Raw genomic sequence first — 16,724 nt, 5'->3', positions numbered from 1 at the left:
AATTTTACTAAAAATTGTATCTTGCGCCCTCTTTTGAGTAACATAAAATAATTATAGAGGTATATGGGTATTATGGGTTTTTTGCGGGAACGAATGGGGAAGATTCTCGCATTTTTTATTGGATTTGCGCTTCTTGCATTTATTGCAGGCGAAGTTATCAAATCAGGCGGGTCATTTTTAAAAGATGACCGGAACTTGCTGGGCGAAGTAGGCGGCGAAAAAGTTGCTTATGATGAGTACAACAAAAAATTTGAGCAAAACAGCGCTCAGTTTAAGCAGCAATCAGGTCAGAATAACTTAACGCCGCAGATAACAGCTTATGTACAGGAAACTACCTGGAACCAAACTGTTAGCCAAATGATCCTAAAAAAAGAAGTTGAGAAATTAGGTTTAGTGGTTGGGGACGACGAAGTTAACTCAATGGTAAATGGAAATAACCCTGACCCGCAGATAGTACAAGCTTTTGGCGATCCGCAAACAGGCAAGGTTGATGTAAACAGGTTTAACACGTTTAAAACTAATTTACAGGCATCAAAAGCTGATGATCCTTTAAGGCAGCAATGGAAAGATTTTATTGAAAACCTGGCAAACAACAAATTAAATCAGAAATATGTTGCCCTGGTAACAAACGGATTGTATGTTAACTCACTTGATGCTAAAGATAATTACCAGGCTAAGAACAAACTGGCCAATTTCAAGTATGTTGCTCTTGACTATGCATCAGTACCTGACAATAAGGTAACTATTACAGACGCTGATTACCAAAGCTACTATGATGACCATAAAGGAGAGTTTAAAGCACCGCAGGAGTTAAGAACTTTTGATTACGTAAGCTTTAATGCATCGCCATCAAAAGCGGATTCGGCAGCTATTAAACAACAGGCTGAAAAATTAGCGACTGAATTTAAAGCATCAACAAACGATTCGCTTTTTGTGCAGATAAATTCTGAAACAAAGGTACCGCTTGCTTATTTGCACAAAGGTCGCCTTGACCCGAAGCTTGATTCAGTAATGTTTAATGCACCTAACGGTTTTATGTATGGCCCGTATTTAACAGGCGGAAGTTATAAAATTGCAAAGCTTGTTGACTCACATACCGAACCGGATTCAGTAAAAGCACGCCATATAGTTATTGATGATAAAACAATAGGCCTTGATAAAGCAATGGCTAAAGCAGATTCGCTTAAAAAATTGATCGAAGGCGGAAAATCATTTGCTGACCTTGCAAACATGTTTTCAATAGATAAAAACTCTGCCGTAAAAGGTGGCGACCTTGGAACATTTGCACGTGGTGCAATGAGCTCTATCCCTGTTTTTGAAGATGCTGTGTTTAGCGGTAAAAAAGGCGACCTGAAAATTGTGCCTTCGCAATTCGGTGTTCACCTTATCCAAATTGAGGATCAGAAAGGATCGTCAAAAGTGGTAAAGGTTGCGCTTGTTGATGTACCTTTAAAAGCCAGCAGTGCTACACAAACTGCCATTTACAGCAAAGCACAAGGATTTTTAGGTAATTTAACAAAAGAAAATTTTGACGGAGAGGCTAAAAAGGAAGGGCTGAAAACAAAAACTGCAACTGATGTAAATGGCGTTGCAGCCTCATTACCTGGTATAGAAAGCGCCCGCGACATTGTTAAATGGGCCTTTGGCGCCGAAAAAGGAGACTTTTCTGACAAGGTTTACATCACTGGCAATCAATATATTATTGCGCATTTAACGCAAATAAAACCTAAAGGCCAACTATCACTTGACGCGGTGAAAAAACAGATAGAGCCTTTTGTAAAAAATAAAGTAAAAGGAAAGCTATTGGCTGATAAGTTGCAAGCTGCATTAAACGGGTCAACTTCTATTGACCAGGTTGCACAAAAATCGGGCAGTAAAGTTACTCCTTTACAAAATATTGTTTTTGCAAACCCTGTAATTCCGGGCTCGTCAGCCGAGTATAAGGTTGTAGGTGCAGTTTTTGGCTCACAGCCAAACAAGCTGTCTAAGCCAGTTGAAGGCCAGCAGGGAGTATTTGTATTTAGCGTTGACAGCTTTATCAATCCTGCACCGTTTACAAATGCTGTAAGAGAGAAGGAGCAATTGAGCCAGGCGCTTTTACAACGCTCAGAACCGCAAATATTTGATGCTTTGAAAGATAAGGCGAATGTAAAAGATTACAGAGCTAAGTTTTTATAGCAACTTTTAAAGTAATTTTGTATCCGGGATAGCGTTATGTCTATTCCCGGATTTTTTGTTTAAAGACCATGAATATACAAGAGAACATAGTTAATAAAGTAGCGCAAAGTGGTTTGGTCACTTTAGATCCTGCTGCTTTTTACCCCGAGGGTGATAGGGTTGTGTATGATATAAAGGATAACCTTTTCATGGAACTGATATTAAAGGAAAAGGATTTCAGGGAGTTTGTAAAAGAGCATGACTGGACGCAGTACCAGGGTAAATATGTAGCCCTAACCTGTACCGCCGATGCTATAGTGCCGGCCTGGGCCTACATGCTGCTGGCTAACCGCTTGGCCCCATATGCCAGGGAGGTTGTTTTTGGTGATGCAGATGTGCTGGAAACCGTGCTATTTGTAAAAAGCATAGCCAGTATGGATGTTGAACAATACCGCGACCAGCGGATAGTTATAAAGGGTTGCGGTGATATCCCCGTGCCTGTATCAGCCTATGTTGAGTTAACAAAAAAACTTACCCCTATAGTAAAAAGTCTGATGTTTGGAGAGCCTTGCTCAACTGTGCCTATTTATAAAAAAAGGGATTAGTTTTTAGCCTGATGCCTTAAGTTTGAGAGCTGTAAACCTGTAATAATGAAGTAAATTAATGGTCACGAATTGACATTTCACATTATTTAAAGTCTGAGTCGTAATTGATATTAAAAATAAAACTGAAATTTTGGACTTAAGACTTAAAGCTTTCGACTTGAAAAAAGCAAAAATGAAGAAATATCTTCTGATAATAATTCTTGTTACGGTTACCCTTTCAAAATCATTTAGCCAGGATATGAATTACCTGGGCGAACCTTCGTTTAAGATAGGAGAGGAGCTAAGCTATAAACTAAAATACGGTTTTTTTACAGCTGCCGAAGCAAATATAAAAGTATTGGAAAGCGATAAGAAATTCGAAAACCCGGCTTTCCATATTGTAGCCGATAGTAAAACGGCGGGTACTTTTGATATTTTTTACAAAGTGCGCAACCGTTACGAAACTTACGTTGATAAAAAGACATTAGAGCCTTACTTTTATACGGAGAACCGCAAGGAAGCAAGTTATAGGCATACTGATCATGTAACTTATAACCATAATACGGAGAAGATAACCGCTGATAAAGGTGTTTTCCCGATGAAAGGAAAGGTGTTTGACTTTTTATCGGCTTACTATTTTGCCCGTAGCGTTGATATTTCGAAACTGCATATTGGAGATCAATTTAATTTGCAGTATTTTTTAGAAGATGGTATCCACTCAATGCAGATAACCTATGCCGGGAAAGAAAAGATGGACTGTTCTGTAGGGAAATTTAACTGTTTAAAATTTAACCCCACAATTATTCCGGGGCGTGTATTCAGAAAAAGCAGTAAGCTATATTTGTGGATAACAGATGATAACAACAGGATCCCGGTAAAGGCGCATGTTGAACTTATAGTAGGCAGTATAACAATGGATTTAACAGGAGCTAAAAATTTAAAATATCCTTTAAATCCCCTAAAAAAATAATAATGATAGAGGTTGGCCATGTTTTAGTGCATGAAGATGTAGTAAAAGAAAATTTTGTATGTAACTTAAATAAGTGCAAGGGAGCCTGCTGCCTTGAAGGTGACTCTGGTGCACCGCTAAACGTTGATGAGCTGGATATTTTGGATGAAATATATCCAAAGGTTAAGCCATTTATGAATGCCAAAGGGATTGCCACTGTTGAGAAGGTCGGTACTTATGTAACAGATTTTGAAGGTGATTATACCACACCCTGCGTTGATGTAAACAAAGAGTGCGCTTATGTGATATTTGAAAATGGAATAACCAAATGCGCCATTGAAAAAGCGTACGAACATGGGGCCATTGACTGGAAAAAGCCGATCTCCTGTCACCTTTATCCAATCCGTATAACAAAATACCCTGAGTTTGATGCTTTAAATTACGACAGGTGGAGCATTTGCAGCCCTGCATGCTCATTTGGCAATGAACTGAAGGTAAGAGTTCATGAATTTTTAAAAGCCCCGCTAATCCGCAAATATGGAGCCGAGTGGTATCAGGAGTTAGAAGACCAGGTTGCTGGGATATAGTGATTTAAATAAGTTTAACTGTATTTATAAATGGAAAAGGGCGAGCAATCTAACAGCCTAGAACTAAGTGTTGCACAAAAAGAAGAATTGGATAAAAGACTTATCGACTCTCAAAATGGCGTTGGCAAAACTTACACTTGGGATGAAACAATAGCCATCGTGGAACAAGCCTTAAAGGAGAGAAAAAATAATGTGTAAATATTTTCAGTTTTAGCAATCTTTCACCTGGTAATCCTCATAGTTATTTATTGCTGATGCGCCGCAATTTTAATATCCTTAACTTCTAAAATATGCTTTTCATACCCAAACAGGGTAACGTTTATCATTGCCAGGCCAAGCTCGGCCAGTGTACTTACTAAATTGGGCAATACGGCCCGGAAAAACGGATACAGCCAGGTTATATATTTATAATAAGGGAGTACATTTTTTAATCCTTTTGTAGGGTGCATGTAACCGGGGCGGAAATTGAATACCTGCTTAAACGGCAGCTTCATCAAATCATTTTCGGTTTTCCCTTTTACCCGCGCCCACATTACGCGGCCTTTTTCGGTGCTGTCTGTGCTGCCACCTGATACGTAGCAGAAGACCATATCAGGGTTTAGCCTGCTTAATGTTTCTGCAACATCCATGGTTAAGGTATAGGTCATTTTATAATACTCCGGCTCTTTCATTCCAACAGATGAAACACCCAGGCAAAAATAGCATGCGTTGTATCCTTTAAGCTGATCTTCAATCGCTGACAGATCAAAAAAATCAGCGTGAATGATCTCCTTTAGCTTAGGATGGGTTACACCACAGGGCTTCCGGTTAACTACCAAAACTTCGGTTACCTGTGGGTGTTGCAGGCATTCGTGTAATACGCCTTCACCCACCATGCCGGTAGCGCCGGTAATTATTGCTTTTATGTTTTGATCCATTTAATCTATACTTATAACAATAAAGTTAATTCTTTTAAATGTGTAACCTGCAAAGGCACATCATGGGGCCTCGGTGCATTAAAAGGGTTAAAATAAATGGCATCCATGCCAAAATTTAGTGCGCCGTAAACATCGGCCTCCAGGCTGTCGCCAATCATTATGCTTTCGTGCTTTTCGGCTTCAGCTAAACTTAATGCATGTTCAAATATGGCTTTATCAGGCTTATTCACACCAACAATTTCTGATATGATGACATGCTTAAAATAACTGCCGATATTGGTATTGCCAATCTTTAATTCTGATGATTCCTTAAACCCATTCGAGATCAAATGCAGGGTGTATTTGTTTTGCAGGTACTGCAAAGTTTCATGCGCATGAGGGAATAGGTTGGTTTTAGTAGGGCAAAGCTTTACGTAATCGTCCTCAAATGCCACGGGCAATACCTCCGGATGTACACCCAGCTCAATAAATGTTCTTTTAAAGCGGGTTTCGCGCAGCTCGGTTTTAGTGATCCTTCCTGTATGATATTCGGCCCAAAGCTGGTGGTTATTGCGGGTGTAAGTTTCAATAAATAATGCTGCAGATGGTAAACCGATCTCATTTAGCCGGTAAATGTCGTACAACTCGTATAATGTTTCTTCGGCATTTTTATCGAAATCCCAGATGGTATGGTCGAGATCGAAGAAAATATGCTTGTATTTTATTTCGGGTTTCGGATGTTCGATTTCGAATTTATTCATAGCTATACAAAGTTAGGTATAAATTGATTTGTTCCTTGAATTATGAAAATAAGGCCGAATGTAATTCGTCCCTACAATACGGGCCAATACAATTTGCTACCTAAAAATCCGAAATCGAACATCCGAACTCCGAAATTCTTCAAACTTTCTCCCCAAACGCCAGATCCCCTGCATCACCAAGCCCGGGGACTATATAGGCCTTGCTGGTCATTTCTTCATCAACGGAACAAAACCATAACTTAGCTTTGGGCAGATTAGCACGAACATGCACTATACCCTCTGTACTGGCAATAATGGCCGCAATGTGAAGTTCCTTTATGGTGTATTGTGCCATCAGCTCTTTACAAACCTGCACCATGCTCTGCCCGGTGGCCAGCATTGTATCGCAAATAATAACGGTTTTGCCATCCAGATCGGGGGCAGAGATATGATCAATATTAATAATAAAGGTGCCGTTCTTTTTTATCTTTCGATAGGCGGTTACAAATGCTGATGGTGCATCGTCAAAATAATGCATAAAACCATGGTGAAAGGGTAAGCCGGCACGTAAAATGGCGCATAAAACCGGTTGTTCATCAGGCATGTTTATATTGGCTATACCTAAAGGTGTTTGTACCTCTCTTTCTGTATAGGGTAATGTTTTGCTGATCTCGTAAGCCAGGATCCCGCCAAGCTTCTCCTGGTTACGCCTGAAACGAATCTTATCCTGCTGAATATTAACGTCGCGCAGCTCGGCCAGAAACTGGTTGCCTATGGTGTTGGTTTTATCCAGGATGAAGATCATGTATTTAGATTTGAGATGTTAGAAGTGAGATGTGAGAAATATATTTATCAATAAATTTAGGAAAATTATATTGATAAAACGTTGTTGACATAGGGTTGTCATTAATGCCGGTAATTTTGGTTCAATAATTGAATTATGAAAATTAGAGGTGAGGTTGTATTTATCGTCCAAAATAAAACCAATGTCAAATCTCACGTCTCGAATCTCATATCTCACATCTAAATCAGTATTTTTGTATAACACTATGGATTTCAACATCACGTCTCAATACAGACCCACCGGCGACCAGCCCGAAGCCATCAGGCAACTGGTTGAAGGTGTAAATAATAACGATCCATTTCAAACCCTGCTTGGGGTTACCGGATCGGGTAAAACATTTACTATTGCTAACGTTATTGCGCAAACGCAAAAACCTACATTAATATTAAGTCATAATAAAACGCTTGCCGCGCAATTATATGGAGAGTTTAAGCAGTTTTTCCCGGAGAATGCGGTAAATTACTTTGTGTCCTATTACGATTATTACCAGCCGGAAGCGTTTATTCCTACCACCAATACTTATATTGAAAAAGATCTGCAGATAAACGAAGAAATTGAAAAACTTCGTTTGCGCACCACTTCGGCCCTAATGTCGGGCAGGAGGGATGTTATAGTGGTTTCGTCTATATCGTGTATCTATGGTATGGGTAACCCGGAAGATTTTAAGGATTCGGTTTTTAAATTTGCAGTTGGTACCCGCATTAGCCGGAATGCTTTTTTGCATCGGTTGGTCGAAATTCTTTACTCACGCACCACCGCTGATTTTAAACGCGGAACATTCAGGGTTAAAGGTGATACGGTGGATATTTTCCCCGCCTATTTGGATTATGCTTACCGGATCTCATTTTTTGGAGATGATATTGAGGAACTAACCAGCTTTGATATTACAACGGGCAAGACGGTCGAAAAAATGACACATATGATCCTTTATCCGGCTAATTTGTATGTTGCACCGCGTGAGCGTTTTACCCAATCCATCTGGGCCATACAGGAAGAGCTGGAAACCCGAAAGAAGCAATTTATTGGCGATGGCCGTTTCCTGGAAGCCAAACGACTGGAAGAAAGGGTTAATTACGACCTGGAGATGATCCGCGAGCTGGGCTATTGCTCAGGCATTGAAAATTATTCCAGGTTTTTTGATGGCCGCCAGCCAGGCGCAAGGCCATTCTGTTTGCTTGATTATTTTCCTGACGATTACCTGATGGTGATTGATGAGAGCCACGTTACCGTACCGCAAATAAGGGCGATGTATGGAGGTGACAGATCGCGGAAAATCTCGTTGGTTGACTATGGTTTCCGCCTGCCTGCAGCGTTGGATAACCGTCCGCTAAATTTCCAGGAATTTGAAAAACTGGCACCACAAACGGTCTATGTTAGTGCAACTCCCGGCGATTTTGAACTGGAAAAATCAGGTGGCGTAGTGGTTGAGCAGGTGATCCGCCCTACGGGTTTGCTTGACCCTGTAATTGATGTACGGCCGGTAATTAACCAGGTTGATGATCTGCTGGAGGAAGTTGACAAGACCATAAAAATGGGCGATCGCGTGCTGGTGACTACGCTTACCAAGCGCATGAGTGAAGAGCTGGCAAAATATATGGACAGACTGGGGATTAAGTGCCGTTATATCCACTCGGAAGTAAAAACGCTTGAACGTGTGGAGATCTTGAGGGGATTGCGGCTTGGTGAGTTTGATGTGCTGATAGGGATTAACCTGTTACGGGAAGGACTGGACCTTCCCGAAGTATCATTGGTTGCCATTTTGGACGCTGATAAAGAAGGCTTCTTGCGTTCAGAGAAATCACTGATCCAAACTATTGGTCGTGCAGCACGTAATGACAGGGGCAGGGTAATTATGTACGCTGATAAAATTACAGATTCGATGCAGATCACTATGGATGAGACCAACCGCAGGCGCGACATCCAGATAGCATATAACACCAAACACGGCATAACGCCTACAACCATAGGTAAGTCTCGTGAGGAAATAATGGAACAAACATCTGTAATGGACTTTAAAGGCGGCGTTCAAAAAGCTTATGTGGAAGCCGATATGGTTTCATTGGCTGCCGATCCCATTGTTGCCTACATGACCAAACCCGACCTTAAAAAATCTATCGAGAATACAAAAAAAGAGATGCTTGCGGCCGCCAAAAATATGGACTTTTTATTAGCCGCCAGGCTGCGCGATGAAATGTTTGCACTGGAAAAAATGATGGAGGAGAAATTTTGATTTGAAGATGTGATGATTTGGAAATTTGAAAATTGATAGATAAATATGCCGATGTTCGAATATAATTCGGGATTGGGATTTGTAATCTTCAAATCAACACATCTTCAAATCAAAATTCGGGATTGGGATTTGTAATCTTCAAATCATCAAATCAACACATTTTCAAATCAAAATTCGGGATTGGGATTTGCAATCTTCAAATCATCAAATCAACACATTTTCAAGTCAAAATTCGGGATGGGATTTGTAATCTTCAAATCATCAAATCAACACATCATCAAATCAAAATCATAACAAAACAATTTTGCCGTTATAATATTATATTTGTAGGCTTAATTTTTAAAAAGATGTTATTTAGGCTCTTAGATTTCCTGTTAATTGCAATTGTTATATTATATATAATAAAGATTGTAGCGCGCTTTGTACTGCCAATGTTGTTTCAAAGTGTAATAAATAAAGCTCAGCAACAACAAAATCAGCAGCAAAATTATCGTACCCAGGCAAAGCCCGATCCAAAGGTGAAGGTTGATTATATTCCGGAAGGCCAAAAAAATAAACTGCCCGATTCAGAAGGTGAATTTATTGATTACGAAGAAATAAAATAATTGATGATAACTGACGAAGTATTTAAGCGCAGAAGGCGGCATAATAATACCCCTGAGTCAATTCTTTTGATCATCACAAATTTTATTGTTGTTGCTGCAGCCAATACATTATTTTCAGATCATCATCATTTACACTGGTTTTTTTGGGTTGTGATAGGTTTTTTGGCTGTTTATAATTTTTTTACCATTCGTAAAAACTACGAAATATTTAATAAAATTGATAAAATAGCCTTTTTAATTAGTGTCCCTGTGCTTATCCTGATGGTTTATTTTTTACAGTGAATAACTGCGCCTCAATAAATCAGCAACATATAATTTACTTTCTCATTCTAATTTCTATTTTTGGGATACACATATCCTTTAAAAAACACAGATGGGCAATTGGTTTAAGCGAAACAGCATTCATTTTATAATTGCCGCAGTTTTTTTAGCTATCAGTTTTCTGTTTTTTACTCCTGCATTCCAGGGTAAAACATTGGGGCAAAATGATGTGACACGCGCCCAATCAACCCAAAAAGAAATTAATGATTACAAGGCAAAGGATACAACCATTTTATGGACCAATCAAATACTTGGCGGTATGCCAACTTATCAAATATGGGCTCCATATCCTGGTAGTATTGCCACTCGCATTGTTAATTTTTTAGATTCTGCTTTCCCCAGCCCTATATACATTGTTTTTTTACTACTGTTTGGATCGTATTTTTTGTTTAATGTTTTAAAGCTAAATCCGTGGCTGGCCGCGGCAGGCGCGCTGGCTTTTACATTTTCATCATATAACATTATTTATATAGCTGCAGGGCATGCCAACCAGGAATTTGCAATAGCTTTATTTGCGCCCATTATTGCATCAATTATCCTGGTGATGCGGGGTAAACATTTGTTAGGGGCATCGTTATTAGCTTTGTTTCTCTCTATAGAGATAAAAGCCAATCATATCCAAATGACCTACTACCTGCTTTTAGCGCTGCTTGTATTGCTGGTAATAGAACTTTATCATGCAATAAAAAGCAAAAACACGGACGTCTTTTTTAAATCGCTCGGCTATATTGCAGGCGCAACATTGCTGGCTCTGCTGGTAAATGCTTCGCTGCTGTGGAGCACTGCCGAGTATGCAGGCGACTCCATCCGCGGCAAATCAAACTTAACCCAAACCGACAAAAAGCCGGGCAACGGTGTGCCGCGCGATTATGCTTATGAGTTTAGCGAAGGCGTTGGCGAAACATTTACCTTCCTGGTGCCCAACGCTTATGGCGGCGCATCCGGAGGCAGTGAAGATCCCGCCGACTCGCACATTGCCAAAATACTGGGTGAAAAGGGTATTGATGCAGGACAAGCCCAGGCGGTGGCCCAAAATCTGCCGCTTTATTGGGGCGAAAAAACTTTTACCGAGGGACCCTGGTATTTTGGCGCTGTGGTATGCTTTCTTTTTCTATTGGGCCTTTTTGTGGTGAAAGACAGGATAAAATGGTGGCTGCTGGCTACAGTTTTATTAACAATGCTGCTGTCATTTGGTAAAAACTTCCCTTTTATATCCGATTTGTTTTTTAACTACTTCCCGCTGTACAATAAATTCCGGGCGGTTGAATCCATATTGGCAATGGCTATGCTGTGCGTGCCGGTATTGGCCCTGCTGGCTGTTAATGAAGTTATCACCAACCCTGATAAAACAACCTTATTTAAAAAAGCTAAAATTGCTATTTACATTACGGGCGGCATAGCTTTGCTGCTGGCACTATTGCCCGATGCCGTGCTTTCCTTTAAATCAAGCTCGCACCAGGAGCTTATCGGCAACATTTCGGCCCGTATTACCGGTGGAAATGCGCCGCTGGCTAATGACATTGCCAATGCGCTGGTACAGGACAGGATATCCATTGCCAGGGCGGATGCTCTCCGCTCAATCATATTCCTGCTGCTGGGCTTTGGTATATTGTGGGTGGGTATTAAGCAAAAAATAAATGTTACCGCCTTATCATTAGCATTCCTGGTGTTAATACTGGTTGATTTATGGACGATAGACAAGCGGTACCTTAAAAATGACCATTTTGTAGATAGGGAGGCCGTAATGAAGCCCCAACCCCGCTATGTTGACCAGCAGATTTGGCGCGACAAGGATCCGGATTACCGGGTGATTGATCTTACCCGGAATTTAAAGGAGGATGCTATTACGCCCTATTTTCATAAATCAGTAGGCGGTTATTCGGCGGCGCGGTTAAAGCGATTGGACGAACTGGTAGATAACCAGTTCAGCAAACAAATAAATCCGGCTGTTTTGAATATGCTGAACACCAAATACGTTATCAATGCCGATACTGCAAAAAACTTAACCGTAATGGCCAACCCGGCAGCCTGCGGGAATGCCTGGTTTGTAAAAACAGTTAGATATGTTGCTAATGCCGATGCTGAAATGAAGGCCTTAGATAATTTTAACCCAAAGGATGAAGCCATTGTTGACCAGCAATATAAAGCCATGATTGAAGGGAAAGACTTTGACCGCATTGAAAAGGCAGAGGAATCCATTACATTAACCAGCTACAACCCCGACCATTTAACTTATGAAACCGCCCCTGCAAGACCGCAGCTGGCCGTTTTTTCGGAGATATATTATAATAAAGGATGGACGATGCTAATAGACGGGAAAGAGCAACCTTATTTCCGTGCTGATTATTTGTTACGTGCAGCCATAATACCGGCCGGGGAACATAAAGTGGAGTTTATATTTCACCCGGCATCCTATTATACAGGGGAAAAAATTTCATTTGCAGGTTCTTTTTTGTTGATATTAGCACTGGGCGGTGCAGCTTATGCTGAAAGAAAGAAGAAAAAAGAGCCGGTTTAACAGCAAGGATTGATTATTTGAGGTGTGTTTTAACGTTTAATAATTCAATAAAACTTATAATTTACTTTCTCATTCTAATTTCTATTTTTGAGGAATTAATATTATCCCTTTTAAAAAACTTAGATGAACAATTGGTTTAAGCGGAACGGCATTCACTTTTTAGTAGGTGCAATATTCTTTGTAATATGCTTTATTTATTTTACACCTGCATTCCAGGGTAAAACATTAGGACAGGTTGACGTAACCGGTGCCCAATCCACCCAAAAAGAAATTAATGATTACCGGGAAAAGGGCGTTACCATTTTATGGACCAACCAGATTTTTGGCGGGATGCCGGTATTCCAGATCTGGGCACCATATCCTGATAATATTACTACACATGTAGTTTCTGCACTAAAAACAATATTCCCCAACCCAATTGATACAGTACTGATATTATTATTTGGCACTTACTTTTTATTTATAGTTTTAAAGCTTAACTCATGGCTGGCAGCAGCCGGTGCTTTTGCCTTTGCATTTTCGTCCTATAATATCATCCTGCTTGTTGCAGGGCATTCAAACCAGGCATTTGCAATTGCTTTTTTTGCACCTTTATTGGCAAGTATTATACTAACGTTTAGGGGTAAATATTTTACCGGTGCCGCATTAACAGCGCTTTTTTTGGCTATGGAAATAAGGGCCAACCATTTACAGATGACGTATTACCTGTTTTTGGCCCTGCTTATACTGGTTGGTATTGAATTGTATCATGCTGTTAAAGCAAAAACTACACCGGCTTTTTTAAAATCACTAGGTTATTTGGCGGCGGCTGCATTGCTTGCGGTGGCAATAAATGCTTCATTACTTTGGAGCACTGCTGAATATGCTAAAGACAGCTACAGGGGGCAATCGAACTTAACCAAAAATACTAAGGAACCAAGCAACGGACTTGATAAAACTTATGCGTATGAATGGAGCCAGGGAGTGGGTGAGTGTTTTACTTTTTTAGTGCCAAATGCTTATGGCGGTGCTACGCATAATGACGCACTAGACCAAAACTCTGCAGTTGCAAAAGTATTTATTGATAAAGGCTTGCCGGCGGACCAGGCAGGTAATTATGCACAGCAAATTTCAAATAGTTTTCCAGGCCTTTTTACTTATTGGGGCGAAAAATCGTCAACCAGTGGGCCGTTTTATTTTGGCGCTGTAATTTGTTTCCTGTTTTTGTTCGGCTTGCTGATAGTAAAAAGCAGGTTAAAGTGGTGGATTTTAGCAACAGTGGTATTAACTTTACTATTGTCCTTCGGGCGCAATTGGCCTTATGTTTCTGATCTGTTTTTTAGCTATTTCCCGCTTTATAACAAATTCCGCGCGGTTGAGTCAATAATTGCTGTTACCAGCATTTGTTTCCCTATTCTTGCGTTTTTAGGTGTACAGGAAATTATCAACACTACTGATAAGCAGGCTATCTTTAAAAAACTAAAGCTTACACTTTATATAATTGGTGGCCTTTTATTAATGTTAATTGCATTGCCAACGCTCATTTTAAGCTTTAAATCAAGTGATTTTCAGCAAGGGATAACTTATCTTTCCCAGGCCCTTAAGGGTGATGCTGCAATGGCAAACACAGTAGCAAACGCTATTGTTGCCGACAGGATAAGCCTTGAACGTGCAGATGCCATCCGCTCGTTAATATTTATTGCACTAGCCTTTGGAATAGTATGGGCATTCATCAAACAAAAACTGAGTGTTACTTTATTATCACTGGCTTTATTTGGACTTATTTTGGTTGATATGTGGCAGATAGATAAACGCTATTTGAAAGAAGCCAACTTTGCTGACAAGCTGGATAACCAGGTAAAACCGCGCGAAGTGGATACCTTTATTGCAAGGGATACTGACCCCGACTTCCGCGTATTTGATGCTACCCAGCTTGAAGCCTTGAAACAGGATACTTTTAATCCGTTTTTCCATAAATCGATTGGTGGCTACTCTGCAGCGCGCTTAAAAAGATATGACGAATTGATGGATGGCCAGATCATTCAAAATCCACCAAATCATGATGTGCTTGATATGCTGAATACCAAATACATTATTACAACAGATAAATCGCAAAACTTAACAATGCAGGCCAATCCGTCTGCCTGCGGGCATGCATGGTTTGTTAAGAGCCTTAAATATGCAAAAAATGCGGACCAGGAGATGCAGGCGATCAGCAGCTTTGCACCAAAAGAGGAAGCCATTGTTGACCAGCGTTATAAAAAGCTGATAGATGAAAAACAATTGGATGCTGATACCGGCGGTACTATTAAACTGGTAAGCTATAGCCCGGATACTTTAGTGTATAAAAGTGGTGCTACAAGCTCAAAAATTGCCGTATTCTCTGAAATATATTATGACAAAGGCTGGACCATGCTGATAGATGGCGTAGAAAAACCATATTTCCGTGCTGATTATGTTTTACGTGCAGCACAAATACCTGTAGGAAACCACGAAATTAAATTCGTTTTTCACCCGGCATCATACTACACCGGCGAAAAGATTTCGCTTGCAGGTTCAATATTGCTGATACTGGCATTGGGCGGAGCTGCTTATTCAGGGGTAAAGAAAATGAAGTCAGAGCCTAAGAAACCAGAACCTGAACCTAAAAAATCACCGGCTAAGAAAGCGTAAGGGTTTTTACATAAGAGATAGCGATGGGTTTTAGGATTCATCGCTATTTTTGTTTTAGGTTAGATTTTTAATAATTTGTAAATTGACATTGTGAATAATCTTCTGGAAAGAATTACAATAGATACAAACATTTACCACGGCAAAGCCTGCATCCGTCATATGCGTTGGCCGGTTGAAGTAGTTATTGATTTAATAGCTTCTGGTATGTCATTTGATAATATAATAAATGATCACGCGGAGTTAGAAAAGGAGGATATCCAGGCTGCTTTATCTTATTAGTAACAATCTCAAATCTTTGCTGCCTTTGCCAATATCTCCAAAATGCCCTCATTTTTAAATATAAAAAAGCCAAGGGTTTCTGAAGAAACGCCATCTTTTATTTTATATTCAAAAACCGGCTTGCCATTATCTATACGGGAAATGAAGTATTTAAAAGAAATATTCGGCAAGTGTTTAATTGCAGATGCTATCTCAACAATATGGGTGGAAATTAAAAACACGCTGTTTTTGATGGCGGATAGCGCGTTAATGGTAGCAAGTGACGCATCATAAGCATCTTTAACATTGGTCCCACGGAACAGCTCGTCGAAAATTATAAAGAGGTTATTGCGCTCAACTATCTTTAAAGCGGTTTCCTTTACCCTTTTTATCTCGCTGTAATAATGACTGTAACCGTTACTAATATTATCAGATAGGTTTATGGTGGTGATAAGTCCGTTAAATACATTGGTTTGCATGCTGCCTGCGGGAACCGGGAAGCCAATATGCGCAAGATATACGGAAAGGCTCAACGCTTTTAAAAATGATGACTTACCCGCCATGTTTGCCCCTGTTAAAAACATGAGGTTTTTTTCCTGCTCAATAACCGCGCTGTTTTTAACTGCATTATTAATACCAGGATGGTGCAGATCAGTTATGCTTACAAAAGTCCCCCTATCCGTATAATATTCCGGGAAGCAAAAGCCATGTATTTTGGCTGCTTTGGCAACTGCTATATAAACATCCAGCTCATAAACAATATTGACCACCTCCTTTAATGCCTGCAGCTCCTCTTTCCTGAAAAGCGTATCATAATTGGCAACCTGGAAATAATTGAGGTCTTTATCAGCATCCAAAAATATTATCTTTTCAACAGGTTTCTTTAACAGGAATTCTTCCAGGATATTAACAATGCTGTTGATATGTACGGGACATTTTTTACCGGATAGTTCTTTATAAACGCCCCATAAGATTCGCAGCAGCTTCATTACATCATTCAAGCCCTGCGATACTACATAATAATTGTTATCCGGATTAAACTTGTAGTTCAACCCTTTTAAAGCGGCATCTATATAATTGGTACTAAAAGGCTTTGCACCAAAACCAAGATAATGGTCTATAAAGTCAAGGCTTCGCTTGTCGATATCGAAAATTAAGGGATTATCATAAAAAAATCGGATACAGTTGCGGCGCGAGGTAAGAACATTAATATCGGGTGATGGCGTTTCCATCATTTGCATTAACTTTTTTCGGCCGCCGATGGTTTTTACATGATCGAAAAAAGAAAAAACAGAGTTTGTGCTCCCGGCCTCCGTAAAGATCCCCAGGTCATCAATTGTTTGCCTGTCAATTTCGAATGTGGACATCGGGTAAGGTTTTGTA

General features: G+C 40.0%; 15 protein-coding genes. 11 read left to right on the top strand and 4 right to left on the bottom strand.

All coding sequences use genetic code 11. The annotated features are described in order from the left end of the window. Positions 1 to 63 precede the first annotated feature (63 nt). The 5 genes from JWQ54_RS22575 (at position 64) to JWQ54_RS22555 (ending at position 4,475) form a co-directional block, all read left to right on the top strand. Entirely contained in the window at positions 64 to 2,178 is a 2,115-nt protein-coding gene (locus tag JWQ54_RS22575) for a SurA N-terminal domain-containing protein (RefSeq protein ID WP_299589706.1), read from the top strand. A gap of 68 nt (positions 2,179 to 2,246) precedes the next feature. Continuing rightward, the gene (locus JWQ54_RS22570; protein WP_299589703.1) at positions 2,247 to 2,762 is read left to right on the top strand and encodes a DUF2480 family protein; all 516 of its coding nucleotides are present in this window, start codon (positions 2,247 to 2,249) and stop codon (positions 2,760 to 2,762) included. Positions 2,763 to 2,934: 172 nt separating this feature from the next. Continuing rightward, positions 2,935 to 3,711, top strand: coding sequence for a DUF3108 domain-containing protein (locus JWQ54_RS22565; RefSeq protein WP_299589701.1), 777 nt, complete (start codon positions 2,935 to 2,937; stop codon positions 3,709 to 3,711). 2 nt (positions 3,712 to 3,713) lie between these two features. After that, a complete protein-coding gene (locus JWQ54_RS22560) occupies positions 3,714 to 4,277 on the top strand; it encodes a DUF3109 family protein (protein WP_299589699.1) in 564 nt (187 codons plus the stop codon). Between the two features lie 30 nt (positions 4,278 to 4,307). Then, positions 4,308 to 4,475 (top strand): hypothetical protein, encoded by a 168-nt coding sequence (locus JWQ54_RS22555; RefSeq protein WP_299589697.1) that lies wholly within the window; start codon positions 4,308 to 4,310, stop codon positions 4,473 to 4,475. A 47-nt stretch (positions 4,476 to 4,522) separates the two neighbouring features. Here the strand turns inward: JWQ54_RS22555 and JWQ54_RS22550 are convergent, their stop codons facing one another. The 3 genes from JWQ54_RS22550 to upp form a co-directional block, all read right to left on the bottom strand. After that, the gene (locus tag JWQ54_RS22550; RefSeq protein ID WP_299589694.1) at positions 4,523 to 5,194 is read right to left on the bottom strand and encodes an NAD-dependent epimerase/dehydratase family protein; all 672 of its coding nucleotides are present in this window, start codon (positions 5,192 to 5,194) and stop codon (positions 4,523 to 4,525) included. A gap of 11 nt (positions 5,195 to 5,205) precedes the next feature. Further along, a complete protein-coding gene (locus JWQ54_RS22545; RefSeq protein WP_299589691.1) occupies positions 5,206 to 5,934 on the bottom strand; it encodes a YjjG family noncanonical pyrimidine nucleotidase in 729 nt (242 codons plus the stop codon). A 139-nt stretch (positions 5,935 to 6,073) separates the two neighbouring features. Continuing rightward, entirely contained in the window at positions 6,074 to 6,718 is a 645-nt protein-coding gene (gene upp / locus JWQ54_RS22540; protein ID WP_299589689.1) for a uracil phosphoribosyltransferase, read from the bottom strand. 244 nt (positions 6,719 to 6,962) lie between these two features. Here upp and uvrB point away from each other — a divergent pair, with 244 nt between their 5' ends. The 6 genes from uvrB (at position 6,963) to JWQ54_RS22510 (ending at position 15,362) form a co-directional block, all read left to right on the top strand. Continuing rightward, on the top strand, positions 6,963 to 8,987 hold the full coding sequence (uvrB, locus tag JWQ54_RS22535; protein ID WP_299589687.1) for an excinuclease ABC subunit UvrB: 2,025 nt from the start codon (positions 6,963 to 6,965) through the stop codon (positions 8,985 to 8,987). A gap of 347 nt (positions 8,988 to 9,334) precedes the next feature. Continuing rightward, on the top strand, positions 9,335 to 9,592 hold the full coding sequence (locus JWQ54_RS22530; protein ID WP_299589685.1) for a DUF4834 family protein: 258 nt from the start codon (positions 9,335 to 9,337) through the stop codon (positions 9,590 to 9,592). Between the two features lie 3 nt (positions 9,593 to 9,595). Then, positions 9,596 to 9,874 carry a hypothetical protein gene (locus tag JWQ54_RS22525; protein WP_299589683.1) on the top strand — a complete coding sequence of 93 codons (279 nt, stop codon included), beginning with the start codon at positions 9,596 to 9,598 and terminating at the stop codon, positions 9,872 to 9,874. Between the two features lie 91 nt (positions 9,875 to 9,965). Further along, entirely contained in the window at positions 9,966 to 12,431 is a 2,466-nt protein-coding gene (locus JWQ54_RS22520; RefSeq protein WP_299589680.1) for a YfhO family protein, read from the top strand. 123 nt (positions 12,432 to 12,554) lie between these two features. Beyond that, positions 12,555 to 15,083: a hypothetical protein gene (locus tag JWQ54_RS22515; RefSeq protein WP_299589678.1), complete on the top strand. Its 2,529-nt coding sequence runs from the start codon at positions 12,555 to 12,557 to the stop codon at positions 15,081 to 15,083. Positions 15,084 to 15,173: 90 nt separating this feature from the next. Beyond that, on the top strand, positions 15,174 to 15,362 hold the full coding sequence (locus JWQ54_RS22510; RefSeq protein WP_299589675.1) for a DUF433 domain-containing protein: 189 nt from the start codon (positions 15,174 to 15,176) through the stop codon (positions 15,360 to 15,362). A gap of 8 nt (positions 15,363 to 15,370) precedes the next feature. Here JWQ54_RS22510 and JWQ54_RS22505 read toward each other — a convergent pair whose 3' ends face one another. Beyond that, complete coding sequence (locus tag JWQ54_RS22505) at positions 15,371 to 16,708, bottom strand: hypothetical protein (RefSeq protein ID WP_299589673.1); 1,338 nt, start codon at positions 16,706 to 16,708, stop codon at positions 15,371 to 15,373. Between the last annotated feature and the right edge of the window lie 16 nt (positions 16,709 to 16,724).

The sequence above is a fragment of the Mucilaginibacter sp. genome (assembly GCF_028288225.1).
In the GTDB taxonomy this organism is placed as follows: Bacteria; Bacteroidota; Bacteroidia; order Sphingobacteriales; family Sphingobacteriaceae; genus Mucilaginibacter.
This window is presented reverse-complemented; position numbering and strand designations above follow the sequence as displayed.